This window comes from Pseudomonas sp. F(2018) (assembly GCF_005508865.1).
Classification (GTDB): Bacteria; Pseudomonadota; Gammaproteobacteria; order Pseudomonadales; family Pseudomonadaceae; genus Aquipseudomonas.
In genome coordinates, this window is the sequence record NZ_SCOM01000004.1 from 34,136 (window position 1) to 58,347 (window position 24,212).

The 24,212-nt window shown below is 66.2% G+C and carries 29 protein-coding genes and 3 tRNA genes; 10 read left to right on the forward strand and 22 right to left on the reverse strand.

Going from position 1 to position 24,212, the window contains the following annotated elements; all coding sequences use genetic code 11:
- Positions 1–2 precede the first annotated feature (2 nt).
- Genes FFS62_RS17115 through FFS62_RS17130 form a run of 4 tightly spaced genes read left to right on the forward strand, consistent with a single transcriptional unit; the run spans position 3 to position 1,457 of the window.
- Positions 3–281, forward strand: a complete 279-nt coding sequence (locus FFS62_RS17115) for a type II toxin-antitoxin system RelE/ParE family toxin (RefSeq protein WP_137974055.1) — start codon at positions 3–5, stop codon at positions 279–281.
- A gap of 12 nt (positions 282–293) precedes the next feature.
- A complete protein-coding gene (locus FFS62_RS17120; protein WP_137974056.1) occupies positions 294–599 on the forward strand; it encodes a HigA family addiction module antitoxin in 306 nt (101 codons plus the stop codon).
- 18 nt (positions 600–617) lie between these two features.
- A complete protein-coding gene (locus FFS62_RS17125) occupies positions 618–1,004 on the forward strand; it encodes a hypothetical protein (RefSeq protein WP_137974057.1) in 387 nt (128 codons plus the stop codon).
- A 24-nt stretch (positions 1,005–1,028) separates the two neighbouring features.
- Positions 1,029–1,457: a glutaredoxin family protein gene (locus FFS62_RS17130; RefSeq protein WP_137974058.1), complete on the forward strand. Its 429-nt coding sequence runs from the start codon at positions 1,029–1,031 to the stop codon at positions 1,455–1,457.
- 89 nt (positions 1,458–1,546) lie between these two features.
- Here FFS62_RS17130 and FFS62_RS17135 read toward each other — a convergent pair.
- The 10 genes from FFS62_RS17135 to FFS62_RS17180 all read right to left on the reverse strand — a co-directional run bounded on the left by FFS62_RS17135 (position 1,547) and on the right by FFS62_RS17180 (position 8,763).
- Positions 1,547–1,623, reverse strand: a tRNA-Met gene (locus FFS62_RS17135).
- A gap of 146 nt (positions 1,624–1,769) precedes the next feature.
- Positions 1,770–2,870 carry a redox-regulated ATPase YchF gene (ychF, locus tag FFS62_RS17140; RefSeq protein WP_137974059.1) on the reverse strand — a complete coding sequence of 367 codons (1,101 nt, stop codon included), beginning with the start codon at positions 2,868–2,870 and terminating at the stop codon, positions 1,770–1,772.
- A gap of 36 nt (positions 2,871–2,906) precedes the next feature.
- Positions 2,907–3,491: an aminoacyl-tRNA hydrolase gene (pth, locus tag FFS62_RS17145; protein ID WP_137974060.1), complete on the reverse strand. Its 585-nt coding sequence runs from the start codon at positions 3,489–3,491 to the stop codon at positions 2,907–2,909.
- Positions 3,492–3,528: 37 nt separating this feature from the next.
- Positions 3,529–4,125 carry a 50S ribosomal protein L25/general stress protein Ctc gene (locus tag FFS62_RS17150; protein WP_137974061.1) on the reverse strand — a complete coding sequence of 199 codons (597 nt, stop codon included), beginning with the start codon at positions 4,123–4,125 and terminating at the stop codon, positions 3,529–3,531.
- A gap of 110 nt (positions 4,126–4,235) precedes the next feature.
- Positions 4,236–5,177 carry a ribose-phosphate pyrophosphokinase gene (locus FFS62_RS17155; protein ID WP_110681408.1) on the reverse strand — a complete coding sequence of 314 codons (942 nt, stop codon included), beginning with the start codon at positions 5,175–5,177 and terminating at the stop codon, positions 4,236–4,238.
- Positions 5,178–5,252: 75 nt separating this feature from the next.
- Positions 5,253–5,327 (reverse strand) — tRNA-Gln (locus tag FFS62_RS17160).
- A gap of 28 nt (positions 5,328–5,355) precedes the next feature.
- Positions 5,356–5,430: transfer RNA gene (locus FFS62_RS17165), tRNA-Gln, on the reverse strand.
- 26 nt (positions 5,431–5,456) lie between these two features.
- Positions 5,457–6,332 (reverse strand): 4-(cytidine 5'-diphospho)-2-C-methyl-D-erythritol kinase, encoded by an 876-nt coding sequence (ispE, locus tag FFS62_RS17170; RefSeq protein ID WP_137974062.1) that lies wholly within the window; start codon positions 6,330–6,332, stop codon positions 5,457–5,459.
- An 85-nt stretch (positions 6,333–6,417) separates the two neighbouring features.
- Positions 6,418–7,032: a lipoprotein insertase outer membrane protein LolB gene (gene lolB, locus FFS62_RS17175; RefSeq protein ID WP_137974063.1), complete on the reverse strand. Its 615-nt coding sequence runs from the start codon at positions 7,030–7,032 to the stop codon at positions 6,418–6,420.
- A 3-nt stretch (positions 7,033–7,035) separates the two neighbouring features.
- Complete coding sequence (locus tag FFS62_RS17180; protein ID WP_137974064.1) at positions 7,036–8,763, reverse strand: tetratricopeptide repeat protein; 1,728 nt, start codon at positions 8,761–8,763, stop codon at positions 7,036–7,038.
- A 167-nt stretch (positions 8,764–8,930) separates the two neighbouring features.
- Between FFS62_RS17180 and hemA the strand changes: the two genes are divergently transcribed.
- The 6 genes from hemA (at position 8,931) to FFS62_RS17210 (ending at position 14,409) form a co-directional block, all read left to right on the forward strand.
- Positions 8,931–10,199 carry a glutamyl-tRNA reductase gene (gene hemA, locus FFS62_RS17185; RefSeq protein ID WP_137974065.1) on the forward strand — a complete coding sequence of 423 codons (1,269 nt, stop codon included), beginning with the start codon at positions 8,931–8,933 and terminating at the stop codon, positions 10,197–10,199.
- A complete protein-coding gene (gene prfA, locus FFS62_RS17190; protein WP_137974066.1) occupies positions 10,196–11,278 on the forward strand; it encodes a peptide chain release factor 1 in 1,083 nt (360 codons plus the stop codon). The genes hemA and prfA overlap by 4 nt, the downstream gene beginning before the upstream one ends.
- 133 nt (positions 11,279–11,411) lie before the next feature.
- Positions 11,412–12,242 carry a peptide chain release factor N(5)-glutamine methyltransferase gene (prmC, locus tag FFS62_RS17195; RefSeq protein WP_137974067.1) on the forward strand — a complete coding sequence of 277 codons (831 nt, stop codon included), beginning with the start codon at positions 11,412–11,414 and terminating at the stop codon, positions 12,240–12,242.
- The gene (locus FFS62_RS17200; protein ID WP_137974068.1) at positions 12,239–13,000 is read left to right on the forward strand and encodes a molybdopterin-synthase adenylyltransferase MoeB; all 762 of its coding nucleotides are present in this window, start codon (positions 12,239–12,241) and stop codon (positions 12,998–13,000) included. Before prmC ends, FFS62_RS17200 begins: the two co-directional genes overlap by 4 nt.
- Entirely contained in the window at positions 12,997–13,788 is a 792-nt protein-coding gene (gene murI / locus FFS62_RS17205) for a glutamate racemase (RefSeq protein ID WP_137974069.1), read from the forward strand. Before FFS62_RS17200 ends, murI begins: the two co-directional genes overlap by 4 nt.
- A gap of 108 nt (positions 13,789–13,896) precedes the next feature.
- Entirely contained in the window at positions 13,897–14,409 is a 513-nt protein-coding gene (locus tag FFS62_RS17210) for an acyloxyacyl hydrolase (protein WP_137974070.1), read from the forward strand.
- Between the two features lie 53 nt (positions 14,410–14,462).
- Here FFS62_RS17210 and FFS62_RS17215 read toward each other — a convergent pair whose 3' ends face one another.
- The 12 genes from FFS62_RS17215 to FFS62_RS17270 form a co-directional block, all read right to left on the reverse strand.
- Positions 14,463–14,768 carry a YkgJ family cysteine cluster protein gene (locus FFS62_RS17215; RefSeq protein WP_137974071.1) on the reverse strand — a complete coding sequence of 102 codons (306 nt, stop codon included), beginning with the start codon at positions 14,766–14,768 and terminating at the stop codon, positions 14,463–14,465.
- Positions 14,769–14,824: 56 nt separating this feature from the next.
- The gene (locus FFS62_RS17220; RefSeq protein WP_137974072.1) at positions 14,825–15,328 is read right to left on the reverse strand and encodes a DUF2878 domain-containing protein; all 504 of its coding nucleotides are present in this window, start codon (positions 15,326–15,328) and stop codon (positions 14,825–14,827) included.
- 95 nt (positions 15,329–15,423) lie between these two features.
- Positions 15,424–16,701, reverse strand: a complete 1,278-nt coding sequence (locus FFS62_RS17225; protein ID WP_137974073.1) for a cyclopropane-fatty-acyl-phospholipid synthase family protein — start codon at positions 16,699–16,701, stop codon at positions 15,424–15,426.
- The gene (locus FFS62_RS17230) at positions 16,688–17,479 is read right to left on the reverse strand and encodes a DUF1365 domain-containing protein (RefSeq protein WP_137974074.1); all 792 of its coding nucleotides are present in this window, start codon (positions 17,477–17,479) and stop codon (positions 16,688–16,690) included. Before FFS62_RS17230 ends, FFS62_RS17225 begins: the two co-directional genes overlap by 14 nt.
- Positions 17,476–18,723 (reverse strand): NAD(P)/FAD-dependent oxidoreductase, encoded by a 1,248-nt coding sequence (locus tag FFS62_RS17235; RefSeq protein ID WP_137974075.1) that lies wholly within the window; start codon positions 18,721–18,723, stop codon positions 17,476–17,478. The genes FFS62_RS17230 and FFS62_RS17235 overlap by 4 nt, the downstream gene beginning before the upstream one ends.
- A complete protein-coding gene (locus FFS62_RS17240; RefSeq protein WP_137974076.1) occupies positions 18,720–19,469 on the reverse strand; it encodes an SDR family oxidoreductase in 750 nt (249 codons plus the stop codon). The genes FFS62_RS17235 and FFS62_RS17240 overlap by 4 nt, the downstream gene beginning before the upstream one ends.
- Entirely contained in the window at positions 19,466–19,888 is a 423-nt protein-coding gene (locus FFS62_RS17245) for a nuclear transport factor 2 family protein (RefSeq protein ID WP_137974077.1), read from the reverse strand. Before FFS62_RS17245 ends, FFS62_RS17240 begins: the two co-directional genes overlap by 4 nt.
- A complete protein-coding gene (gene phrB, locus FFS62_RS17250; RefSeq protein ID WP_137974078.1) occupies positions 19,881–21,317 on the reverse strand; it encodes a deoxyribodipyrimidine photo-lyase in 1,437 nt (478 codons plus the stop codon). The genes FFS62_RS17245 and phrB overlap by 8 nt, the downstream gene beginning before the upstream one ends.
- Positions 21,305–22,231 carry a MerR family transcriptional regulator gene (locus FFS62_RS17255; RefSeq protein WP_137974079.1) on the reverse strand — a complete coding sequence of 309 codons (927 nt, stop codon included), beginning with the start codon at positions 22,229–22,231 and terminating at the stop codon, positions 21,305–21,307. Before FFS62_RS17255 ends, phrB begins: the two co-directional genes overlap by 13 nt.
- A complete protein-coding gene (locus tag FFS62_RS17260) occupies positions 22,228–23,178 on the reverse strand; it encodes a DUF523 and DUF1722 domain-containing protein (RefSeq protein ID WP_137974080.1) in 951 nt (316 codons plus the stop codon). The genes FFS62_RS17255 and FFS62_RS17260 overlap by 4 nt, the downstream gene beginning before the upstream one ends.
- Positions 23,179–23,394: 216 nt before the next feature.
- Positions 23,395–23,691, reverse strand: coding sequence for a helix-turn-helix domain-containing protein (locus tag FFS62_RS17265; protein ID WP_137974081.1), 297 nt, complete (start codon positions 23,689–23,691; stop codon positions 23,395–23,397).
- Between the two features lie 15 nt (positions 23,692–23,706).
- A complete protein-coding gene (locus FFS62_RS17270; protein ID WP_137974082.1) occupies positions 23,707–24,165 on the reverse strand; it encodes a hypothetical protein in 459 nt (152 codons plus the stop codon).
- Positions 24,166–24,212: the final 47 nt, after the last annotated feature.

A 24,212-nucleotide genomic window follows, 5' to 3' on the forward strand; every position in this document is an offset into this window, starting at 1 on the left:
CGATGATCCGAAGCTTCAAAAGTGGGGAGACCTTGGCTCTGTTTGAGACGGGTAACTCCAGACGTTGGGCTAACGTTCTAAACGTAGCTACGCGGAAACTGGCGATGCTCAATGCGGCGGTTGAGCTCCGAGACTTGCGCTCTCCGCCCGGCAACCGACTCGAGCAGCTGCATGGTGATCGGGCCGGACAACATAGCATCCGGATCAATGATCAATGGCGGATCTGCTTTGTGTGGACTGACGCCGGTCCGACCCAAGTAGAGATCGTCGACTACCACTGAGGAGGTGGCAACATGGCAATCAACGGCATGCGCCCCGTTCACCCCGGTGAAGTGCTGCGCGAGGAATTTCTAGAGCCGCTGGAAATGACCCCGGCTGCACTTGCTCGCGCTCTGCATGTGTCGGCGCCGACCATCAATGACATCGTGCGGGAGCGTCGCGGCATTACTGCTGATACGGCTATCCGGCTCGGGCGCTACTTCGACACGTCGGCTCAATTCTGGATGAACCTCCAGACCGAATACGCCTTGGCAACTACGTACGCCGAGGCCGGTGAAGAAATCGAACATGAAGTTGAGCCGTTGCGTGCTGCAGGTTAATTCAGTCAGGAAAATGAAATGGAATTCACTATTCTCGGCTTTACCAAGTTCGATATTGCATTACTAATCGCATGTACTGGCGGTGCGATTTTTGGCAGCCTTGTTCAAGCAATGCTTGCAACTATTCGGCACGATGGTCCACCACGTAGCGAAGATGATCTTAGGATCGCGCCTCCTGAAATTCGTAGAATTAGAGAGGGGTGGCTTTCCATGCGCATGTTTGTGGGTGGGGTTCTAGGGTTCGTATTCGCCCTCTATTTCATCGGCATGCTGCATCCGACGGCTTCTACCTTCGCACGTATCTGGGCGCTTTCTTTTGTTGTGGGGTACGCAGCTCCCAAGATCTGGGCTATCAAGAGTGACGGTCTAGTCTCACGTATGAAATCCGGTGAAGCCGACGCCTAATCTAATAGATAGGGATATCAGTCAATGCGACTTATTGTGTTTGCTCTGCTCGCGGTGCTGCCAATTATCTGTTCTGCGGAAATCTACAAGTGGACGGACGAGAACGGACGCGTTCACTTCGGCGACAAGGCGCAGAGCGCAGAGGGGGCAGAGCAGCTCTCCCTCAAGATCACCACGTATGAAAGCGTGAGCTATGAGGCGGCTCCGGCCAATGCCGACGCAGACTCCAAGAAGGTAGTGATGTACTCCGCCAGCTGGTGCGGGTACTGCCGGCAGGCCCGGAATTACTTTCAGCAGAACGGGATCAATTACGTCGAGCGCGACATTGAGAAAAGCCCCAGTGCTAGGCGAGCGTATGACGCTATCGGGGGCAACGGCGTGCCTGTGATCCTAGTCGGTGACAAGAGGATGAATGGCTTCAGCGTTCCCGGCTTTCAAGGGATTTACCCATAGGATTGGGTATGTAGGCAGGGTGTAGTCACTTCGTAGTCACTACCCCAGAAACGACAAAGGGCTAGCTTTCGCTAACCCTTTGTTTTGTATGGTGGCTACACCGGGACTTGAACCTGGGACATCAGCATTATGAATGCTGCGCTCTAACCGACTGAGCTATGTAGCCGAGTGGCGCGCATTATTCTCTTGTCGGCCTGGGCTGTCAACCCCGTTTGGCGGACAAATTGATTCGTTATCAAGCGCTTAGGCTCGGCGGGGGAGGGCGCTTGGTGGATATGTAAAGCCCCGCGATTGCGGGGCTTTTGCAGGGGCTTAGACGTTGAAGCGGAAGTGCATCACGTCGCCGTCCTTGACAATGTATTCCTTGCCTTCCAGGCGCCATTTGCCGGCTTCCTTGGCGCCGCTTTCACCCTTGAACTGGATGAAGTCGTCGTAGGCCACCACTTCGGCGCGGATGAAGCCTTTCTCGAAGTCGGTGTGGATCACGGCAGCGGCCTGGGGGGCGGTGGCGCCGATGCGTACGGTCCAGGCGCGGACTTCCTTCACGCCGGCGGTGAAGTAAGTCTGCAGGTTGAGCAGGTCGTAGCCGGCGCGGATCACGCGGTTCAGGCCCGGCTCTTCCATGCCCATGGACTCGAGGAACATCTGCTTCTCCTCGTCTTCGTCCAGCTCGGCGATCTCGGCCTCGATCTTGTTGCACACCGGCACCACGACGGCGCCTTCTTCCTCGGCGATGGCGCGAACCACGTCGAGATGCGGGTTGTTGTCGAAGCCGTCTTCGGCGACGTTGGCGATGTACATCACCGGCTTGCTGGTGAGCAGGTGGAAGCCGCGGATGACCAGCTTCTCGTCGGCGCTCATGTTCTTCATCAGGCTGCGCGCGGGCTTGCCTTCGGTGAAGTGGGGGATGAGCTTCTCGAGGATGGCCTTCTGCGCCAGGGCTTCCTTGTCGCCGCCCTTGGCGTTGCGGGTGACCTTCTGCAGTTGCTTCTCGCAGCTGTCGAGGTCGGCGAAGATCAGTTCAAGGTCGATGATCTCGATGTCGCGCTTGGGGTCGACGCTGTTGGCCACGTGGATGACGTTTTCATCCTCGAAGCAGCGCACCACATGCGCAATCGCATCCGTCTCGCGGATATTGGCGAGGAACTTGTTGCCCAGGCCTTCTCCCTTGGAGGCGCCCGCTACCAGGCCGGCGATATCGACGAACTCCATGGTGGTGGGGATCACGCGCTCGGGCTTGACTATGGCGGCCAGGGCGTCCAGGCGGCTGTCAGGCATGGGCACGATGCCGCTGTTCGGCTCGATGGTGCAGAAGGGGAAGTTCTCCGCGGCAATACCGGATTTGGTGAGGGCGTTGAACAGGGTGGACTTGCCGACATTGGGCAGGCCGACGATGCCGCAGTTGAATCCCATGGTGTATCCCTCGCGGAGATGAAGTCGTGAAAAGGGTCAGGCTTTCTGGCTGTGCAGCTTTTGCATGGCGCGGGTCCAGTCGCCGGCAAGCATCTCGGGCAGCACGTCGAGGGCGAAGTCGACGCTCTTGTCCAGCAGCTCCTGCTCGCTACGCGGCGCGCGGCCGAGGACGAAGCCGGAGACCAGGCTGGCGTGGCCAGGATGGCCGATGCCGAGGCGCAGGCGGTAGAAGCCGTTCTGATTACCGAGCTGGGCGATGATGTCGCGCAGGCCGTTGTGCCCGCCGTGGCCGCCACCGAGTTTGAGCTTGGCGACGCCGGGAGGCATGTCGAGTTCGTCGTGGGCCACCAGGATGGCGTCCGGACTGATCCGGAAGAAATTCGCCAATGCCGCTACGGACTGGCCGCTGCGGTTCATGAAGGTGGTGGGGATGAGCAGACGAACGTCGCGACCCTGATGGCTGAATTTGCCCACCAGGCCGAAATACTTTTTGTCGAGGCTCAGGCTGACGCGTTGTTTGTCGGCCAGGCGCTCAACGAAAAGGGCCCCTGCGTTATGCCGGGTCTGGTCGTATTCGGGGCCTGGATTACCCAGGCCGACGATCAGTTGAATGGCAGTCACGTCAGGGGCCCTTTTACAGGAGGAGCAGCGTGAGTGATTACTCGGCGCTGTCGTCCTTCACGCGGGAAGCGTGGATGTTGGCTACTGCCAGGTCGTTGCCGTGGGCCAGGGCCACCAGCTCGACGCCTTTCGGCAGTTTGATGTCGGACAGGTGAACGATCTGACCGACTTCCACTTTAGCCAGGTCGACTTCGATGAATTCCGGCAGGTCTTGCGGCTGGCAGGAAACTTCGACTTCGGAGATGGTGTGGGACACTTCGCCGCCTTGCTGCTTCACGCCAACCGAGCTGGCTTCGTTGATGAAGTGCAGGGGAACGTGGGCGCTCAGCTTCTGGCCGGCAACGACGCGAACGAAGTCAGCGTGCATTACGTAGCCTTTGGCCGGGTGGCGCTGCAGGGCCTTGATCACGACGTTTTCGGCGGTGCCGTCAACGGACAGGGCCAGCACGTGGCTGAAGGCAGCTTCGTTTTCCAGCAGCTTGGCCAGTTCTTTGGCGAGGATGCTGATGGATTGGGCCGGCTTCTCGCCACCGTAGATCACGGCAGGAACCAGGCTTTCGTTACGACGCAGGCGGCGGCTCGCACCTTTCCCCAGGTCGGAACGCACGTTGGCATTCAGGGCAAATTCAGTCATTACAGTTCTCCAAATAAACCAAACCGTCCGAAGCGCTTGCGACCAGCGTGCGGACGGTTGGGCAAAAAGCCCCGCACGCGGCGGGGCACATGTCGCCAGGGAGGTTCCGCTTAGCGGAACATCGCGCTGATCGATTCTTCGTTGCTGATGCGGCGAACCGCTTCGGCGATAACCGGGGCCATGTCCAACTGACGGATGCGTGGGCAGGCCTGGGCTGCGGCGGACAGCGGGATGGTGTTGGTCACCACCAGTGCGTCCAGCACGGAATTTTCCAGATTCTCGATGGCGCGGCCCGACAGCACCGGGTGGGTGGCGTAGGCGTAGACCTTCGAGGCGCCGTGCTCTTTCAGCGCCTTGGCGGCGTGGCAGAGGGTGCCGGCGGTGTCGACCATGTCGTCGACCAGCACGCAGGTGCGGCCTTCGACATCACCGATGATGTGCATGACTTCGGACTGGTTGGCCTTCTCACGACGCTTGTCGATGATGGCCAGGTCGACGCCCAGGCTCTTGGCCACGGCGCGAGCGCGGACTACGCCGCCGATGTCGGGGGAGACGATCATCAGGTTCTCGAAGCGCTGATCCTGGATGTCGTCGGTCAGCACTGGCGAGCCGTAGATGTTGTCCACGGGGATGTCGAAGAAGCCCTGGATCTGGTCGGCGTGCAGGTCGACGGTCAGAACGCGGTCGATGCCGACCACGGTCAGCATGTCGGCCACGACCTTGGCGCTGATGGCCACGCGGGCGGAGCGCGGACGGCGGTCCTGGCGGGCATAGCCGAAGTAGGGGATCACGGCAGTGATACGAGTCGCCGAGGAACGGCGGAAGGCGTCGGCCATCACCACCAGTTCCATCAGGTTGTCGTTGGTCGGCGCGCACGTCGGCTGGATGATGAAGACATCCTTGCCGCGCACGTTCTCGTTGATCTCGGCGCTGATTTCGCCGTCGGAGAACTTGCCTACGGATGCATCGCCCAGGGGGATATGCAGCTGACGCACGATGCGACGAGCCAGATCGGGGTTGGAGTTCCCCGTGAAGACCATCATCTTGGACACGCGCAGTACCTGCCTGTGGTTCCGATGAAAAAAGCTGCTCAAAAAGACCGGCTTTCTGAACAGCTTTCGAGAGTATGGCAGGGGCGGCTGGATTCGAACCAACGCATGGCAGGATCAAAACCTGCTGCCTTACCGCTTGGCGACGCCCCTAAAGTGTTTATCGAATGCTGGGAGATTATGGCAGGGGCGGCTGGATTCGAACCAACGCATGGCAGGATCAAAACCTGCTGCCTTACCGCTTGGCGACGCCCCTGTATCGGATAACCGACTGTCCCGCATTCACTTCCGAGTTGCCGTTTCGAGCTTGCGATGCAACGGAGACCGATTGCAGCCGCGAGCAACAAAGCTCGGCAGGGTGGCCGGAAGTTGGCGCGAGACTTTATCAGCATCGGCCTGGTTTGGGAAGCTCCCAAACACGCAAGCTCCGGTTCCGGTCATCTTCGCAGCAACAAATTTGTTGAGCGTTTTCAGGGCGTTACGCACTTCGGGGTAACGCTTCTCGACAACCGGTTGGCAGTCGTTACGACCGCCCCCCTCGGGAAGGCTGCGAACTGTAATGGCGGGGGTATCACGTGTCAACTCGGAGTCGGCAAAAACCTCGGCCGTGCTGATGCTCACCTGGGGGATGGCGACCAGGAACCACGGCTCTTCCAGTTCCACCGGTTGCAGCTGCTCGCCAACCCCTTCGGCGAAGGCCGCGCGACCACGGACGAACACCGGCACGTCGGCGCCCAGGCTCAGGCCCAGAGCGGCCAGGCGATCCTCGTCCCAACCCAGCTGCCATAGGTGATCGAGGCCGAGCAGGGTGGTGGCGGCATCCGAGCTGCCGCCACCGATGCCGCCGCCCATGGGCAGGCGCTTGTCCAGCCAGATGTCGGCGCCGAGGGTGGTGCCGGACTCCTGTTGCAGGCGGCGCGCGGCGTGCACGATCAGGTTGGCGTCATGTGGCACGCCGGCCACTTCTGTATGCAGGCGGATCTCGCCATCCTCGCGCAGGGCGAAGCCCAGTTCGTCGCCGTGGTCGAGGAACTGGAACAGGGTCTGCAGCAGGTGATAGCCGTCGGCGCGGCGGCCGAGGATATGCAGCATCAGGTTGAGCTTGGCCGGGGCGGGCAGGATCAGTTCGGCGTGGGCGGGGATGGCTGGATTCGTCATGGGCGGTCGTAGCCCGGATGCAATCCGGGGCTTTTCGGTAGGGCCGTTCCCGGATTGCATCCGGGCTACGGGTTGGGGCAGAGGATTACTGGCCGAGCTGGCGCGGCTGCCAGTCCTTGATCACCAGGGTGATGTCGAGGTCGGTGCCATGCAGCTTGATGCGTTCGGGCAGGCGATAGCCGTTCTGCTCGACGTAGCTCAGGTACTGCAGCTGCCAGCCGTCCTGCTCCAGGCGGGCCAGGTGGCTATCGCTGTCGAGGGTGACGCGGCTCTTGCTGTCCGGTGCGGGCAGGCCGCGCACCCACCAGAACAGGTGGGAGACCGGCAGGCGCCAGCCCAGCTGTTCTTCCAGCAGGGCCTCGGGAGATTCGGCCTGGTAGCGGCCCTGGTTGGCCACTTCCAGCAGCACGTCGCCGTCGCGGCCGTTCAGGCGTGCGGCGCCGCGGCCGAGCGGGCCGGACAGGCGGATGTCGTAGTAGTCCTGGCGCTGCAGCCAGAACAGCGTGCCGCTGCCGGAGTCCTTGGGTGCGCGGATGCCGACCTTGCCGCTGATCTGCCAGCCATCCAGGGCGGCGACCTTGTCCTTGTGCGCCTGCCACTGCTGCGGGTCGCCCTGGCCCTCGACGGACTCGCGGCTGGTGAGGCCGGCGCAGCCGGCGAGCAGGGTGATCAGGCTGAAAACGAGGGCGTGGCGAAACATGGGTCAGAGCTTCTCGGAACCGGTCAGGCGCTGGATGGTGGAGCGCAGGATGGGGCTGTCGGGCTGGGCTTCGAGGGCGCCGGCCCAGACCTTGCGGGCCTCGCGCTGCTTGCCCTGGGCCCACAGCACTTCGCCCAGGTGGGCGGCGACTTCGTGGTCGGGGAACTTGGCCAGGGCCGCGCGCAGGTGGCGCTCGGCTTCTTCCAGGTTGCCCATGCGGTAGTTGACCCAGCCCAGGCTATCCAGGGTGGCCGGGTCTTCCGGGTTGAGCTTGTGCGCCTGCTCGATCAGGGCGCGAGCCTCGTCGTAGCGGGTGGTGCGGTCGGCCAGGGTGTAGCCGAGGGCGTTGAGTGCCGTGGCGTTGTCCGGCTCGCGCTCGATGATGTTGCGCAGGTCGCGCTCCAGGCCGGGCAGGTCGCCGCGTTTCTCGGCGAGCATGGCGCGGGTGTAGAGCAGGTTGGTGTCGCCGGGGAACTGTTCCAGGGCCTGGCCGATCACCTTCCACGATTCTTCCAGGCGCTGGCGGTTGGCCAGGGCTTCGGACTCGATCAGGTACAGCTGGATCGCGTAGTCCGGCTGGGATTCGCGGCTGCGCGCCAGGCGGCTGCTGGCTTCGGCGGCGCGCTGGCTGTCGAAGAGGATCTCGGTCTGGCGCACCTGGGCCGGCAGGAAGTCGTCGCCGGGGCCGACCAGGGCGTATTCGATCAGTGCGCTCTCCGCGTCGCCACGCTGCTCATAGATGCGCCCCAGGTTGAAGTGGGCGGCATCGACATGGGCGTTGCGCGCCACCAGTTCTTCCAGGTAGACGGAGGCCTCCTCCCAGGCTTCGGCTTCCAGGCAGACCAGGGCCAGCGAGTAGCGCAGGTCATCGTCGTCGGGGAAGCGCTGGACCAGGCCGGAGAACTCGCTCTTGGCCTCGTCCAGGCGCTGCAGTTCGACCAGCTGGCGGGCATAGGCCAGGCGCAGGCGCTTATCTTCCGGGTGGCGCTCGATGCCGTTCTCCAGCAGCGGCAGCGCTTCCTCGCCACGGTCCAGGCCCTGCAGCAGGCGGGCGCGCAGCAGCAGTGGGGGAATCTCTTCCTCGCTGGCGGCATGGCCTTCGAGCAGCTCCAGGGCTTCCTCGGCACGGCCGTCCTGGTGCAGCAGCAGGGCCTTGCCGAACAGCAGCTGGCCGTTCTCCGGGTACTTCTGCAGCAGGCGGTCGAAGCTCTGCAGCAGGCCGGCGCGGGTGTCCGGGTCGGTCTCGGCGGCGGACAGGGCGAGGAAGTCGAAGTGGGTGTCGCCCTGGCCCTGTAGGACCTTCTCCATATATTGCATGGCGTCGTCATAGCGACCGGCGCGGGCCAGCTGCACGGCGGCGGCGCGCTGGGCGTCGAGGCTGTCGGGGGCGGACTTCGACCAGATCAGCGCGCTGTCCAGCGCGGCCTGTTCGGCGCCCAGATACTCGGCGATGCGGAAGGCACGCTCGGCCACGCCCGGGTCCTGGGTGGCATTGGCCTGCTGCACGTAGTTGCCGAGGGCGATGTCGAAGCGGTTGCGCTGGCCGGCCAGCTCGGCGGAGAGCAGCGCGTACAGCGTCTCCTCGCTGAACGAGGAGTACTGCTTGGGTTCGGCTGGGGCCTTGCTGGCTGCTGCGTCCTCGACCGGCGGGGTGCCGTCCGGCGTGGGTGCCAGGGTCTGGCAGCCAGCGAGCAGGAGGGAGGCGGTGAGCAACGCGAGGGATTTGTTCATAGATAAAGCTGCGGTCCGTGGCGTGGCTGCATCATGACACAAGCAGCGGTGGCAAGCCCACCGCGCCGCGCGGGTTTGCCGAGAGGGTCAATTTGTCGCGCCAGTTGTTCTCCCATGGGCGACGTAGGACAATCGCCCGCTATCCAGAATTCCCTTAGCGACCCTGCATGGCCTTCCTCGCCCTCGGCATCAACCACAAGACCGCCTCGGTGGACGTCCGCGAACGCGTGGCCTTCACCCCCGAGCAGCTGGTCGAGGCGTTGCAGCAGCTGTGTCGCGTCACGCCCAGTCGCGAGGCGGCGATTCTCTCCACCTGCAACCGCAGCGAGCTGTACCTGGAGCAGGACCAGCTGTCCGCCGACGAGGTGCTGCGCTGGTTGGCCGACTACCACCGCCTGAGCCTCGATGAGCTGCGTGCTTGCGCCTACGTGCACCAGGACAACGACGCCGTGCGCCACATGATGCGCGTGGCCTCGGGGCTGGACTCCATGGTCCTCGGCGAGCCACAGATCCTCGGCCAGATGAAATCCGCCTACGCCGTGGCGCGCGAGGCCGGCACCGTCGGCCCGCTGCTCGGCCGGCTGTTCCAGGCTACCTTCAGCACCGCCAAGACCGTCCGCACCGACACCGCCATCGGCGAGAACCCGGTGTCCGTGGCCTTCGCCGCGGTCAGCCTGGCCAAGCAGATCTTCGCCGACCTGCATCGCAGCCAGGCCCTGCTGATCGGCGCCGGCGAGACCATCAGCCTGGTCGCCCGCCATCTGCATGACCAGGGCGTGAAGCGCATCGTCGTGGCCAACCGTACCCTGGAGCGCGCCAGCCAGCTGGCCGAGCAGTTCGGCGCGCACGCCGTGCTGCTGGCCGATATCCCCCAGGAGCTGGCCAATAGCGACATCGTTATCAGCTCCACCGCCAGTCAGCTGCCGATCCTCGGCAAAGGCGCGGTGGAGCGCGCGCTCAAGCAGCGCAAGCACAAGCCCATGTTCATGGTCGACATCGCCGTGCCGCGCGATATCGAACCGGAAGTCGGCGAGCTGGACGACGTCTACCTCTATACGGTGGACGACCTGCATGAAGTCATCGAGGAGAACCTCAAGAGTCGCCAGGATGCTGCCCAGGCCGCCGAGCATCTGGTGACCGCCGGGGCCGACGACTTCATGCAGCGCCTGCGTGAGCTGGCCGCCGTGGACGTGCTCAAGGCCTACCGCCAGCAGGCCGAGCGCCTGCGCGACGAGGAGCTGGCCAAGGCCCAGCGCCTGCTGGCCAACGGCGGCAGCGTCGACGAGGCCCTGGCCCAGCTGGCCCGTGGCCTGACCAACAAGCTGCTGCACGCACCCAGCGTGCAGCTGAAGAAAATCTCCGCCGACGGCCGCTTCGAAGCGCTGGCCGTGGCCCAGGAACTGTTTGCCCTCGATGAGGGCCCGAGCAAGACATGAAAGCCTCCCTGCTGAAGAAACTCGACATCCTCCACGACCGCTTCGAGGAGCTCACCGCGCTGCTCGGTGACGCCGAGGTGATCAGCGACCAGACGCGCTTCCGCGCCTACTCCAAGGAGTACGCCGAGGTCGAACCGGTGACCGCCGCCTACCGCGAGCTGCGCAAGACCCAGGACGACCTCGAGGGCGCCCAGGCGCTGCTCAAGGACGGCGATGCGGAGATGCGCGAGATGGCCGAGGAGGAGGTGGCTCAGGCCAAGGAGGCGCTGGTCGAGCTGGAAGACCGCCTGCAGCGCATGCTGCTGCCCAAGGACCCCAACGACGGGCGCAACGTGTTCCTCGAGATCCGCGCCGGCACCGGTGGCGACGAGGCTGCGATCTTCTCCGGCGATCTGTTCCGCATGTACTCGCGCTACGCCGAGCGCCAGGGCTGGCGGGTCGAGATCCTCTCCGAGAGCATCGGCGAGCACGGTGGCTATAAAGAGGTCATCAGCCGTGTCGAGGGCGACAACGTCTACGCCAAGCTCAAGTTCGAGTCCGGCGCCCACCGCGTGCAGCGCGTGCCGGAGACCGAGTCCCAGGGCCGCATCCACACATCTGCCTGCACCGTCGCCGTGTTGCCGGAGCCGGACGAGCAGATGGCCATCGAGATCAACCCGGCCGACCTGCGCGTGGACACTTACCGTGCCTCCGGTGCCGGCGGCCAGCACGTGAACAAGACCGACTCGGCGATCCGCATCACCCACCTGCCCACTGGCATGGTGGTCGAGTGCCAGGAAGAGCGCTCGCAGCACAAGAACCGCGCCAAGGCCATGGCCTGGCTGGCGGCCAAGCTGCAGGACCAGCAGGACGCCGCCGCGCACAAGGAAATCTCCGACACGCGCAAGCTGCTGGTCGGCTCCGGCGACCGTTCCGAGCGCATCCGCACCTACAATTTCCCGCAGGGCCGCGTCACCGACCATCGCATCAACCTGACCCTGTACTCGCTGAACGAAGTGATGGGGGGCGCGGTGGAGCAGGTGATCGAGCCGCTGCTGCAGGAATACCAGGCCGACCAGTTGGCAGCCCTGGGCGATTGATTGATTTCACCCCTCTCCCACCGGGAGAGGGGCCGGGGGTGAGGGGATTTCAGGTTGCTCCGTGTTGCCTGTGTCACCCTCACCCCAGCCCTCTCCCAGGGGGAGAGGGAGCCACAGGCATAGGACCTTGTGCATGGCCTCCATCCAATCCCTGCTCGATAGCGCGACATTGCCGGACTCGCCGACGGCGCGGCTGGATGCCGAGCTGCTGCTGGCCGCCGCTCTGGGCAAGCCGCGCAGCTACCTGCGTACCTGGCCCGAGTATGAGCCGAGCGCCGAGCAGCTGGTTGCCTTCGCCACCCTGCTCGAGCGCCGTCGTAACGGCGAGCCGGTGGCCTATATCCTCGGCCACCAGGGCTTCTGGAGCCTGGACCTGATCGTTGCGCCGCATACCCTGATTCCCCGCCCCGACACCGAGCTGCTGGTGGAGACCGCCCTGCAACTGGCGCCGGCCACGCCGCGGCGGGTGCTCGACCTGGGCACCGGCACCGGCGCCATTGCCCTGGCCTTGGCCAGCGAACGCGGCGGCTGGAGGGTGACCGGTGTCGATCGCATCGCCGAGGCGGTCGAACTGGCCGAGCGCAATCGCCAGCGCCTCCAGCTGAGCAATGCCGAGTTCCGCCTGAGCAGCTGGTTCGACGCCCTGGCCGGCGAGCGCTTCGACCTGATCGTCAGCAATCCACCTTACATAGCGGCGGCGGATCGCCATCTGGGCGAGGGCGATGTGCGCTTCGAGCCGATGAGCGCCCTGGTGGCCGGCGCCGATGGACTGGACGATATCCGTCAGATCATCGACCAGGCACCGCTGCATCTCGAAGCAGGTGGCTGGCTGCTGCTGGAGCATGGCTATGATCAGGCCGAGGCGGTGCGTGGGCTGCTGGGTGCAGTGGGCTTCGCCGCCGTGGAAAGCCGCCGCGACCTCGGCGGCCATGAGCGTATTTCCCTGGGACAGTGGACCGCATGAGCCTGGAACTGAACGACGACGAGCTGCTGCGCTACTGCCGGCAGATCCTGCTGCCGCAGATCGACGTGGCCGGGCAGCTCAGGCTGAAGCAGAGCCGTGTGCTGATCGTCGGCCTCGGTGGTCTGGGCTCGCCGGTGGCCCTGTACCTGGCGGCCGCCGGCGTCGGCGAGCTGCACCTGGCCGACTTCGACAGGGTCGACCTGACCAATCTGCAGCGGCAGATCATCCACGACAGCGAGCAGATCGGTGTGGCCAAGGTCGACTCGGCCATCGTCCGCCTCACGGCCATCAACCCGCAGATCAGGCTCGTGCCGCACCGTGCTGCGCTGGACGAGGACTCCCTGGCCGCTGCCGTGGCGGCGGTGGATCTGGTGCTGGACTGCAGCGACAACTTCACCACCCGCGAGGCGGTCAATGCCGCCTGCGTGGCCGCCGGTCGGCCGCTGGTGTCCGGTGCGGCGATTCGCCTGGAAGGCCAGCTCGCGGTGTTCGACCCGCGCGACGCGGCCAGCCCCTGTTACCACTGCCTGTACGGCCACGGCAGCGAGGCCGAGCTGACCTGCAGCGAGGCCGGCGTGGTCGGCCCGCTGGTGGGCCTGGTTGGCAGCCTGCAGGCGCTGGAGGCGCTCAAGCTGCTGGCCGGTTTCGGTGAGCCGCTGGTGGGTCGCCTATTGCTGATCGACGCCCTCGGCTCGCGCTTCCGTGAGCTGCGGGTCAAGCGCGATCCCGAATGTTCGGTGTGTGGAGCACGCGTATGAGCCAGGCGCCCATCGGCGTGTTCGACTCCGGCGTCGGCGGCCTCTCGGTGCTGCGCGAGATCCGCGCGCGGCTGCCGGACGAGTCGCTGCTGTATGTGGCCGACAGCGGTCACGTGCCCTACGGCGAGAAAACCCCGGAATTTATCCGCGAGAGGAGCCAGCGTATCGCCGAGTTCCTTCTGGGGCAGGGCGCCAAGGCGCTGGTGCTGGCCTGCAACACGGCGACTGCCGCGGCGGTGGCCGACCTGCGCGAGCGCTATCCCGAGTTGCCCATCGTCGGCATGGAGCCGGCGGTGAAGCCGGCGGCCGCCGCCACCCGCAGCGGCGTGGTCGGCGTGCTGGCCACCACCGGCACCCTGAAGAGCGCCAAGTTCGCCGCGCTGCTCGATCGCTTCGCCAGCGACGTGCGGGTGATCACTCAACCCTGCCCGGGGCTGGTCGAGCAGATCGAGGCCGGTGAGCTGGAGGCGCCGCGCACCCGCGAGCTGCTGCGTGGCTGGGTCGAACCCTTGCTGGCCGAGGGCTGCGATACGCTGATTCTTGGCTGCACCCACTATCCCTTCATCAAGCCGCTGCTGCGTGAGCTGGTGCCCGAGTCGATCAGCCTGGTGGACACCGGCGCGGCGGTGGCGCGCCACCTGCAATCGCTGCTCGACCAGCGAGGCCTGCGCGCCTCGGGGCCGGCCCAGGACATTCGCCTGTGGAGCAGTGGCGACGCCCTAGCGATGCAGGCGGTACTGCCGAAATTATTGTTGGAACTCGCAGCGGTGGAGGCGCTCCCTGTGTGATAGGGATCAATACTTTTTGAGCGGGGTTCTACCTTTCTCTAATAAGAATTTTTCCTATACTGCGAGACGATAAAAATTCCCACCTCCATCGCTAACAGGATGTTGTGTATGAAGCAGATACTTTCCCTGGCCGCGGCAGCCGCCCTCGGTTTGAGCAGCCTGTCCGCACAGGCCGTCGACTTCACCGCCGCCATCGGCCAGAGCGGCGATTCCACCATGGTCTATCGCCTGGGCGCCCAATGGGACTGGGACAAAAGCTGGTGGCAGAGCGACGTCGGTCGCCTGACCGGCTACTGGGACGCCGGCTACACCTACTGGGAAGGCGACGAAACCTCCAGCAACCACAGCCTGTCCTTCACCCCGGTATTCGTCTACGAGTTCGCCGGCGAGACGGTGAAGCCTTACGTCGAGGCCGGTATCGGCGTCGCCGCCTTCGCCAATACCGAGCTGGAAGACAACGACCTGGGCTCCTCCTTCCAGTTCGAAGACCGCATCGGCCTCGGCCTGCGCTTCTCCGGCCAGGAAGTCGGTATCCGGGCGATCCACTACTCCAACGCCGGCATCAAGCAGCCGAACGATGGGGTGGAAGCGTATACCCTGCATTACCGCACCAGCTTCTAAGCGCTGGGCACAAAAAAGCCGGGCCTGGTGCCCGGCTTTTTCATGCCCGCTGGCTAGCGGTAGATGCCGCTCATGCCGCCGCGTTCGTCGCGGCATTCCGGCGAGCCCATCTCGAACTCGCGGCAGATCAGCGGGCGTACTTCATAGATGGTGCAGCGCATGCTGTCGCGGTCCAGCGCCGCGCACCAGCCATCGTCCAGGCGGCGCATCACTTCGCCACCCCAGTCATCGGTGTCGATGAAGCGCTGCGGCACGCCGGTATCGGTGATCAGCATCACTTCCAGCTGGCAGCAGCAGGCGGCGCAGTTGCTGCAGCTGATGTCGCTATCCGGAAGCTGGAGATGGGGGATGGTGCTCATGGCGCGCAGTGTACGGCAGGTCGCCGCGGGTGGCGCGTCTGACCGACCGGCGTGCCTCAGGCCGCTCTCGATCTGCCCATCATCCCGTGCGCCAGCGGCATGACTGCGGCCCAGATCGCGCCGAGCAGGAGCAGGGTCGGCCACAGTCCCAGCGGCAGCTCGACGCCGGCCAGCCGCGCGCCGCCGAGATAGGACAGCGGCGCGCCCAGGGCGCCGAGCAGGCTGCCCAGCCACCAGGGGCGCGCGGTCCAGGCCAGGCTGTGCCTGAGGGTGCTGGCGAACAGCGCCCAGAGCAGTGTCAGCCAGGCCGGCAGCAGGAGGCTTGCGCCGGCGAAGTCGAACACGCCGAGGTTGAGCAGGGCGCTGTCCAGGGCGCAGCCGAACAGCGTGACGGCGAGCAGTCCGCGCCACTCGCCGGGGTGGGCCAGCAGGCGCAGATGCACGGCCAGGCAGAGCGCGGCGAGCGACAGCAGCCAGGGCTGCTGGGCACCGAACACGCAGGCCAGCCAGCCGAGCTGGAACAGCAGGGCGTTGAGCAGCAGCGAGTGGGTTGGGCGCATGCTAGTAGGCCGTAATAGTCCGAGTGGCGGAGAGCACCCTCACCCCCAGCCCCTCTCCCAAGGGGAGAGGGGAGAGGGGAGAGGGGAGAGGAGGCTCAGGCGCTGAAGCGGCCGAGCAGCGGCGCCGGGCGTGCGGCCTCCTTGGCCAGCAGCAGCTGGGCGGTGCCGATGCTGCGTTCGAGGAAGCCGCCCTCGCAGTAGCACAGGTAGAACTCCCACAGCCGGTAGAAGTATTCGTCGTAGCCCAGCTGCTCCAGCTGGTGGCGGGCGCGGCGCAGGTTGTCGTGCCACAGGCGCAGGGTGCGCGCGTAGTGCAGGCCGAAGTCCTCCATATGGTGCAGGTTCATGTCCGTCTCGGCGGTCACCACCTGCAGCAGCTTGTGCACCGAGGGCAGGGCACCGCCCGGGAAGATGTAGCGCTGGATGAAGTCCACCGAGCGGCACGCCTGCTCGTAGCGCTGATCGCGGATGGTGATGCTCTGCAGCAGCATCAGCCCGTCGGCCTTGAGCAGGCGGCTGCACTGCCGGAAATAGTCGGGCAGGTAGCGATGGCCGACGGCCTCGACCATCTCGATGGACACCAGCTTGTCGTACTGGCCTTCGAGGTCGCGGTAGTCCTGCAGCAGCAGGGTGACGCGCTGCTGCAGCCCCTGCTGCTCGATGCGCTGGCGGGTGTAGTCGTACTGCTCGCGCGACAGGGTGGTGGTGGTCACCCGGCAGCCATAGTGGGTGGCGGCGTAGATGGCCATGCTGCCCCAGCCGGTGCCGATCTCCAGCAGATGGTCCTCGGGGCGCAGGGCGAGCTTCTGGCAGATGCGCTCGAGCTTGTTCAGCTGGGCCTGTTCCAGGCTGTCGTCTGCGCTCTCGAACATGGCCGCCGAGTACATCATGGTCGGGTCGAGCATCTGCTCGAACAGCTGGTTGCCGAGGTCGTAGTGGGCGGCGATGTTGCGCCGCGAGCCCGCGCGGGTGTTGCGGTTGAGCCAGTGCAGGCCCTGCATCAGCGGGCGGCCGAAGAGCAGGGCCAGGCCGCGCTCCATACCGTCCAGCACATCGAGGTTGGCGACGAACAGGCGGATCACCGCGGTCAGGTCCGGGCTGCTCCAGTAGCCATGGATATAGGCCTCGCCCGAACCGATCGAACCGTTGCCCGCCACCAGCGCCCACAGCGCCGGATCGAGCACCTCGATCTCGGCGTGCAGGTTGGCGCCGTCCCGGCCGAACTCCAGGCGTTCGCCGTTCTCCAGCACACTGAGGCGGCCGTGGCGCAACTGGCCGAGCTGGCGCAGCACCAGGCGGCGCAGCAGCCCGGCGCCCAGACCGTTGCTGCTGCGTACGGTGCTCTTGGCGGATATCAGGTCAGGACTCTTCATGGCGGGGCTCCAGTAAGGCGGTGGGGCGCTCGTCATCCGCGGCGCGGTGGTCGAACAGCGGCATGCGCTTGAGCAGCAGGCGCAGGGCCTGCCAATAGATGGCCAATAGGGTCTTGGCCGTCATCCAGGGGAAACTCAGCAGGTGGCGGTGCAGGCTGGTGCGGCTCAGCTCGACGCGGCCCAGGCCGAGGCCGGCCTCGAACAGCCGGTCCGCGCCCTGCCAGTCCTCCATGTGGATACGCAGGTGCTCGCCGGGCGGGGCGAAGCGCATGCGGTATTCCACGTCGCGGGGCAGGAAGGGCGAGACGTGGAAGGCCTTGGCCACCCGTTGCCGCGACTCGCCCTCGGCATGCGCCGGCAGCACGTAGTGATAGCGCTGGCGCCAAGGCGTATTGCTCACCTCGCAGAGGATCGCCGCCAGGCGCCCGTCCGCCTCGAAGCAGTAGAAGAAGCTGGCCGGGTTGAAGGCCAGGCCCCAGCTGCGCGGCTGGGTCAGCAGGCAAATGCGACCCTGCGGTGCATGGCCCAGGGCCTGTTCGACGCACTGGCGCACCGCCTGCTGCAGCGCCAGGCCGGTGCCGGTGAGGTGCGGCAGGTAATCGCTCTCGCGAAAGGCGAAGGGCGCCCAGCGCGAGCGACCGGCCAGGGGCGAGAGCGCCAGCACGGCGTCCTGTTCGGCCAGGTCCAGATAGAGCAGGCCGATGCGATAGCGGAAGCCATGGCCGCGCGGCAGGTGCCGGCGGTGGCTGACCCAGCCCTGGTAGAGCGCGCTGTTCACAGGCGCTCACCGAAGGCTTCGGCCACGCGCAACGCGCTGACCACGCCGTCTTCATGGAAGCCATTGGCCCAGTAGGCACCGCAGAAGTAGGTGTGGTGCATGCCGTGCAGCTCGCGCCAGCGCTCCTGGGCGCGCAGGCCGGCCAGGCTGTATTGCGGATGGGCGTAGCGGTAGCGCCCGAGGATCTGCGCCGGGTCGATGGCGGCGGTCTGGTTGAGGCTGACGCAGAAGGTCCGTGGCGCCTTGATGCCCTGCAGGATGTTCATGTTGTAGGTCACCGCCGCCGGCTGTTCGGCGGGGCCGCCGAGGCGGTAGTTCCAGCTGGCCCAGGCCAGCTTGCGGCGTGGCAGCAGGCGGGTGTCGGTGTGCAGCACCACCTCGTTGTCGGCATAGCGCAGGTCGCCGAGGATGGCGCGCTCGGCCAGGGTCGGCGAGGCCAGCAGCTTCAGGGCCTGATCGCTGTGGCAGGCGAAGACGATGCGGTCGAAGCGTTCGATGCCTGCCAGGCTGTGCACGGTGATGCCCTCGGCGTCGCGCTGCACGCGCTGCACCGGGCAGTTCAGGCGGATGCGCTCGGCGAAGCCGCGGGTCAGCGGTTCCACGTAGCTGCGCGAGCCGCCCTGGATGACCCGCCACTGCGGCCGATGGTTGACCGACAGCAGGCCGTGGTTCTTGCAGAAGCGCACGAAGAACTGCAGGGGGAAACCGAGCATGTCCTGCAGCGACATGGACCAGATGGCCGCGCCCATCGGCACGATGTAGTGCTGGATGAAGCGCTGGCCGTAACCGTTCTGCCGCAGGTACTCGCCCAGGGTGGTGTCGCCGGCGATGCGGCTCGCCGCCAAGTCGGCCAGCGCTTCGCGATTGAAGCGCAGGATGTCGCTCAGCATGCCCCAGAACGCTGGGCTGAGCAGGTTGCGGCGGCGGGCGAACAGGCTGTTGAGGTTGTTGCCGTTGTATTCGTCGCCGCTCACCGGGTCGTGCACCGAGAAGCTCATCTCGGTAGGTTTCGAGGCAACCCCCAACTGGTCCAGAAGGCGGATGAAGTTGGGGTAGGTCCAATCGTTGAACACGATGAAGCCGGTGTCGATGGCGTAGCCACGCCCCTCCAGCTGCACGTCGACCGTGTGGGTGTGGCCGCCGATCCAGTCGCCCGCCTCGAACACCGTGACCTCATGCTGGCGCTGCAGCAGGTAGGCGCAGGTAAGGCCGGAAATACCACTGCCGACGATGGCAATTTTCATACGGATTCCTTGCGGGCGAGGCGACGGCCCAGGGCCAGGCGCAGGCGGGCGGGTAGGTGGGCGAGCAGGCGCAGGGCGCCGATGAACAGGCCGGGGAAGGCGAGCTCCAGCGGGCGCCGCTCGAGGCGCGTGGCGATGTGTCGGGCGGCGCGTTCGACCGGCCACAGCATCGGCATGGGGAAGTCATTGCGGCGGGTCAGCGGGGTGTCGACGAAGCCGGGACTGACCAGGGTGATGTCGATCTCCGGCAGGTCCAGGCGCAGGGATTCGGCCAGGTAGCGCAGCGCGGCCTTGGACGCACCATAGGCACCGGCACGCGGCAGGGCCAGGTGCGTCACGGAGCTGCCCATCAGCACCAGGTGCGGGGTCTGGCCCAGGCGCAGCAGCGGCAGGGCGGCCTCGATGCAGTAGGCGGCGGACAGCAGATTGCCGCGCATCACCCGTTCCACCAGGGCGGCGTCGAAATGCGCGGCGTCGAGGTATTCGCAGGTGCCGGCGTTGAGTATCACCTGGTCAAGGGCGCCCCAGCGCTGGGCGATGCGTTCGCCGATCAGGCGCACCTGGTCGGCGTCGCCGAGATCGCCGGGCACCAGCAGCACCTGCTGCGGGTAGCGCTGGGCGATGGCCGCCAGCGCCTCGGCGTTGCGTGCGCTCAGGGCCAGGCGTGCGCCGCGCTGCAGCAGCAGTTCGGCCAGCGCCGCGCCGATGCCGCTGCTGGCGCCGGTGAGCCAGATGCGCCGACTCATGCCAGCCTCCGCTTGAGCCAGGCGATGACCCCGCCCATGAGCGGCAGATGCTCGTAGAGCATCGCGCCGGCGTCGAAATAGTCGCGGTGCTGGTAGACCTTGTCCCACCACAGCAGGTGCGAGCAGCCATCCACGGCGATAGGCGCGCCGCCGCGCAGGCGCGGGTGGCGGAAGGTCATGGTCCAGCGCAGGTAGCCCTCGCCGTCGGCGACCTGATCGAAGCCGTGGAACTCGAAGTGCAGCTCCCGCACGTTGGCATACAGCTCGGCGAAGTAGGTGCGCAGTGCGGGCAGGCCGCGGATCTCGTGCAGCGGGTCGCGGAACAGGATGTCGTCGCTGTACAGCTCGCCGAGCCGCCGCAGGTTGTCGGCATCCAGGGCGGCGAAGCGCTGGGCGAAGTCGCGCAGGAAGTCACTCATCGCCGCTCACCTTGGGCAGGTCGCGGAACGCGTTGAGGGCGCGTTCGCGGGAGGCGCCGAGGTCGACCAGTGGCGCCGGATAGCCGGGCAGCGCAAACAGACCGCCACGGGCAGACGGATCGTGGATATCGCGGCTGTCCAGCTGCGCCAGTTCCGGCACCCAGCGGCGGATGAAGCGGCCGTCCGGGTCAAACTTCTGCGACTGGCTGACCGGGTTGAAGATGCGGAAGTAGGGCGCCGCGTCGGTGCCGGTGGAGGCGCTCCACTGCCAGCCGCCGTTGTTGGAGGCCAGGTCGCCGTCGATCAGGTGACGCATAAACCAGCGCTCGCCCTCGCGCCAGTCGATCAGCAGGTTCTTGGTCAGGAACATCGCCACCACCATGCGCAGGCGGTTGTGCATCCAGCCGGTGGCCAGCAGCTGGCGCATGGCGGCGTCGACCAGCGGGATGCCGGTGCGGCCCTGCTGCCAGGCGGCCAGCTCGGCCGGGGCGTGGCGCCAGCGCAGGGCCTCGGTCTCCTGGCGGAAGGCGCGGTGGCGCGACACCCGCGGATAGCCGACCAGGATGTGCTTGTAGAACTCGCGCCAGAGCAGCTCGTTGATCCAGGTGACGGCGCCGGGGTTGCCGGTCTCGAACTCGCCTTGGTTGCGCCGCAGTGCGGCGTGCAGGCACTGGCGCGGCGAGATTGCGCCGCAGGCCAGGTAGGGCGACAGCTGGCTGGTGCCGTCCACGGCGGGAATGTCGCGGCGCTGCTGGTACCAGCTCAGCAGCTCGTCGGCGAACAGGACCAGGCGCTCGCGCGCCGCTTCCTCGCCGGCCGGCCAGTGCTCGCGCAGGGTGGCGTCCGGTGTGGCGAAGCCTGCGATCGCGCCGGGAATGGCATCGCTGACGATATCCAGCGGCTGCTGGCGCGCCGGCCGCGGCACCAGTGCCGGCAGGGCGCTGTGCAGGCGCTGGTAGCAGACCTTGCGGAATTGGCTGAACACCTGGAAGTAGCCGCCGGACTTGGTCAGCACGCTGCCGGGGCGGAAGAACAGCTGGTCCAGAAGAGGGTGGAAGGCCACGCCATGACGGCTCAGCTCGCGCTCCACCGCCTGGTCGCGGTCCTGCTCGTGGATGCCGTATTCCTCGTTGACCCACACCCCGCTGATGGCGTGCTCGCGGCACAGCTCGGCCAGTACTGCGGGAGCGTCGCGCCAGTGCGCTGCCACGCGGATCAGCAGCGGCACGTTGAGCTCGGCCAGGCGGGGCTGCAGCTCGGCCAGGTTGCGCAGCCAGAAGTCGACCTTGCAGGGCGCGTCGTCATGCTCGCGCCACTGCTCGGGGCTGATGAGGTAGACGGCCAGGGTCGGGCCGGCGGCCATTGCGGCGGCGAGTGCACTGTTGTCGGCTACGCGCAGGTCGCTGCGCAGCCAGATCAGCTGACGCACGGCGCGTCCTCCAGCAGGCCCAGTTGGCGCAGGCATTGCTCGGCCAGTAGCGGGTCGGCGGCCAGGTGCAGGCCATGCAGCTCCTCGGCATGGATGGTGGCGGCCGGGCCGGCCAGCAGCACGGGGATGGCGCAGGCCTCGAGCAGGCGCGGCAGCTGGTGGCGCAGCGGTGCGGCCAGGGCCTGGCTGGAATACAGCAGCAGGGCGCGCGGGGCGATGTGGTCCACCGCCTGCACCAGTTCGCTGGTCGGTACCGCCCAGTCCAGTACCTGCACCGGGCAGCCGGCGCTGTTGATCAGCCAGGCGCACAGCCACAGGCCGGGCTCCAGATACAGGCCGGACTGGCTGGCCAGCAGCAGCGGCGCGCCGTTGTACTGGCGGTTGTCGTGGTACAGGCGAGCGCCGAGCTTGCTGCGCAGCCAGGAGTGGAAGAACACCTGCTCCAGCTGGGCGCCGAACGGCAGGTCGCGCCAGCGCCGGTCCAGCTCGGCCAGCAGCGGCAGGATCAGCTGGCTGCAGAGGATCTGCGGCGGGTACAGCGACTGGGCGCGGTTGAAGGCCTCGTCCAGGCTGCGTTCGGCCTGGCGCGCCACGCTGTTCAGCATGGCCTGGCGCAGTTCGTCCCACACGCCGTTGCCGAGGGTTTCCGGCGGCGTGCTCTGCTCCAGCAGCTCCTTTACCTGGCCGACGGCTACGCCGCGGTTGAGCCAGGTCAGCACCTGCTGGATGCGCTGCACCTGCTCCGGGGCATACAGGCGATGACCCTTGGGCGTGCGGAAGGGCACCACCAGGCCATAGCGCCGCTCCCAGGCGCGCAGGGTCACCGGGTTGACGCCGGTGGCACGGGCCACGTCGCGGATCGGCAGGTAGCCCAGGGCCAGGGCACTGGGGTAGTCGACGGGGGTGTCGCTCAAATCGCATTCCTCAGGCTGAGATCGTCCGGGTACGGCTGCAGGTAGTCCTGATTGGCCACGTAGGCATCCGGATGACGATTGAAGTGGTGGCGCAGCAGGGTCAGCGGCACCACCAGCGGGATGACTCCGGTGCGGTACTGCTCGATCAGCCGCTGCAGCTCGCTGCGCTCGGCATCGCCGAGGTGCTGCTTGAGATGGCCGCTGAGGTGCTGGAGCACATTACTGTGGGTGCCGCGGGTGGCCGGACGGCTGAGCGCGGCCATCAATTGACGGAAGTAGCGCGAGGCCAGGTCGGCCAGGTCCTGGTTGGCAAGGTTGCTGAGCAGTCGGCCGAGGGCCTTCTGCTGCTGCGGGTGGGTCGCCATCAGCAGGTACTTGTGGCGGGCGTGGAAGTCGAGCAGGCCCTGCTGGCTCAGGCCAGCGGCGAGCAGGCGCTGCCAGCGGCCGTAGACGAACACCCGGTTGAGGAAGTTCTCGCGCAGCACCGGGTCGTGCAGGCGGCCTTCGTCTTCCAGCGGCAGTTCCGGGCGTAGCTGGTGCAGGCGGGCGGCAAACACGCCGCGGGTAGACGCCTCGGCCAGGTGGCCGTTGTCGCGGTACAGCTTGACCCGGTGCAGGCCGCAGGACGGCGATTTGTGCATCAGCACGAAGCCGCTGATGTCATCCTGCTCGCGGGCGACGCGGTCGCCTTGGGCGCGCAGCTCGGCGGTCAGGTCGCGGTTCTGTTCTTGGGGAACCACCGCGCGCGGTGCATCGGCATCGCCGATCAGGCGGATCGTCGGGCGCGGGGTGCTCAGGCCGATGGCCGTTTCCGGGCAGACCGGAACCAGATCGAAGTGCTCGGCCAGGACCTCGGTGCACAAGGCGGAGCGCTTGTGGCCGCCGTTGTAGCGCACCCGCTCGCCGAGCAGGCAGGCGCTGATGCCGAGCTTGAGACGATCACCCATGCGCACCTCCCATTGAAAACTTGTACAAGGCTTATCGGTTGTACAAGTAAACACCGGAATGTGGAGTTGTACAAGAAATTGATTTGTACAAGTTTTTGCGAGCGCGCGAGAATGCTTGGAAGGCAGCGCTGGTCTTCTGAGAGGGTGTTTCGCGTTGAGTCAGGCCGCCAGTGGCTGAGGCGATGGCGCCGCTCGCCGTTAGCGGCGCGTGATGCCTCAGGGGTAGCCGAGCAGCGCCTTGATCTGCGCCAGGTTGGCCTCGACCCAGGCGCGGTCGATCGGCCCCCACTCGCGAATCAGGTAATGACCGGCATTGTTGCGTTCGCCGTCGTGCTGGACGAAGTCGCAGAGAATATCCAACTCGGCCAGCGCCGCCAGGGTGTCCTGGGCGGTACGCCGGGGCATGCCGGTTGCGGCCATCAGGGCCGGCACGCTGGTGGCGCCGCCGCTGTCGATCAGCCAGGCCACGTACAGGCGGCGGTAGAAACTGGTCTTGGTCTTGCTCACGTCCACGGGGCGCTCCTTGGCTCAGCGCGCCTGGCGTGCGGCGCGGCGGCGCAGCACGCGGTGGCGGCTGGAGAAGAACAGCTGCAGAAAGGCACGCACGATGAAGTCCGGCAACAGCGGGTCGACCGTTAGTTGGTCGACCACCTGGGTGCCGCCCTGCAGCGGCTGCAGGGTGCGTTCATGGCGCCACAGGCGCATGCCGGTCATCGGTGATTGCTCGACGAAGCCCTTGCCGGATTCGAGCGTCAGCAGGGTCAGCTTCGAGGTGCCCAGCGGCAGCACGCCGAACAGCCACAGCTGGCTGGTGAACAGCGGGGTGCCGGGCTGCACCTGCACGTCCTGCAGATTGCGCAGGCCGAGGGGGATGCTCATCCACAGCCAGGGCCGCATCTCCTGGCGCAGGCTGTGCACCTCGGTGATCCATCCCCAGGCGATCTCCGGGGTGACTGGCAGGGTTGATTCGAAACGCAACTGGATCATCGGCTTTCCTTGGCCAGAAAAAAGGCCCGCATGAGCGGGCCTTTTCG

Coding starts and splice junctions, on each gene's coding strand:
- FFS62_RS17115 (WP_137974055.1), top strand. CDS start 3: ATGATCCGAAGCTTCAAAAGTGGGGAGACCTTGGCTCTGTTTGAGACG.
- FFS62_RS17120 (WP_137974056.1), top strand. CDS start 294: ATGGCAATCAACGGCATGCGCCCCGTTCACCCCGGTGAAGTGCTGCGC.
- FFS62_RS17125 (WP_137974057.1), top strand. CDS start 618: ATGGAATTCACTATTCTCGGCTTTACCAAGTTCGATATTGCATTACTA.
- FFS62_RS17130 (WP_137974058.1), top strand. CDS start 1,029: ATGCGACTTATTGTGTTTGCTCTGCTCGCGGTGCTGCCAATTATCTGT.
- ychF (WP_137974059.1), bottom strand. CDS start 2,870: ATGGGATTCAACTGCGGCATCGTCGGCCTGCCCAATGTCGGCAAGTCC.
- FFS62_RS17150 (WP_137974061.1), bottom strand. CDS start 4,125: ATGACTGAATTTGCCCTGAATGCCAACGTGCGTTCCGACCTGGGGAAA.
- ispE (WP_137974062.1), bottom strand. CDS start 6,332: ATGACGAATCCAGCCATCCCCGCCCACGCCGAACTGATCCTGCCCGCC.
- lolB (WP_137974063.1), bottom strand. CDS start 7,032: ATGTTTCGCCACGCCCTCGTTTTCAGCCTGATCACCCTGCTCGCCGGC.
- FFS62_RS17180 (WP_137974064.1), bottom strand. CDS start 8,763: ATGAACAAATCCCTCGCGTTGCTCACCGCCTCCCTCCTGCTCGCTGGC.
- hemA (WP_137974065.1), top strand. CDS start 8,931: ATGGCCTTCCTCGCCCTCGGCATCAACCACAAGACCGCCTCGGTGGAC.
- prfA (WP_137974066.1), top strand. CDS start 10,196: ATGAAAGCCTCCCTGCTGAAGAAACTCGACATCCTCCACGACCGCTTC.
- prmC (WP_137974067.1), top strand. CDS start 11,412: ATGGCCTCCATCCAATCCCTGCTCGATAGCGCGACATTGCCGGACTCG.
- FFS62_RS17200 (WP_137974068.1), top strand. CDS start 12,239: ATGAGCCTGGAACTGAACGACGACGAGCTGCTGCGCTACTGCCGGCAG.
- murI (WP_137974069.1), top strand. CDS start 12,997: ATGAGCCAGGCGCCCATCGGCGTGTTCGACTCCGGCGTCGGCGGCCTC.
- FFS62_RS17210 (WP_137974070.1), top strand. CDS start 13,897: ATGAAGCAGATACTTTCCCTGGCCGCGGCAGCCGCCCTCGGTTTGAGC.
- FFS62_RS17215 (WP_137974071.1), bottom strand. CDS start 14,768: ATGAGCACCATCCCCCATCTCCAGCTTCCGGATAGCGACATCAGCTGC.
- FFS62_RS17220 (WP_137974072.1), bottom strand. CDS start 15,328: ATGCGCCCAACCCACTCGCTGCTGCTCAACGCCCTGCTGTTCCAGCTC.
- FFS62_RS17225 (WP_137974073.1), bottom strand. CDS start 16,701: ATGAAGAGTCCTGACCTGATATCCGCCAAGAGCACCGTACGCAGCAGC.
- FFS62_RS17235 (WP_137974075.1), bottom strand. CDS start 18,723: ATGAAAATTGCCATCGTCGGCAGTGGTATTTCCGGCCTTACCTGCGCC.
- FFS62_RS17240 (WP_137974076.1), bottom strand. CDS start 19,469: ATGAGTCGGCGCATCTGGCTCACCGGCGCCAGCAGCGGCATCGGCGCG.
- FFS62_RS17245 (WP_137974077.1), bottom strand. CDS start 19,888: ATGAGTGACTTCCTGCGCGACTTCGCCCAGCGCTTCGCCGCCCTGGAT.
- FFS62_RS17260 (WP_137974080.1), bottom strand. CDS start 23,178: ATGGGTGATCGTCTCAAGCTCGGCATCAGCGCCTGCCTGCTCGGCGAG.
- FFS62_RS17270 (WP_137974082.1), bottom strand. CDS start 24,165: ATGATCCAGTTGCGTTTCGAATCAACCCTGCCAGTCACCCCGGAGATC.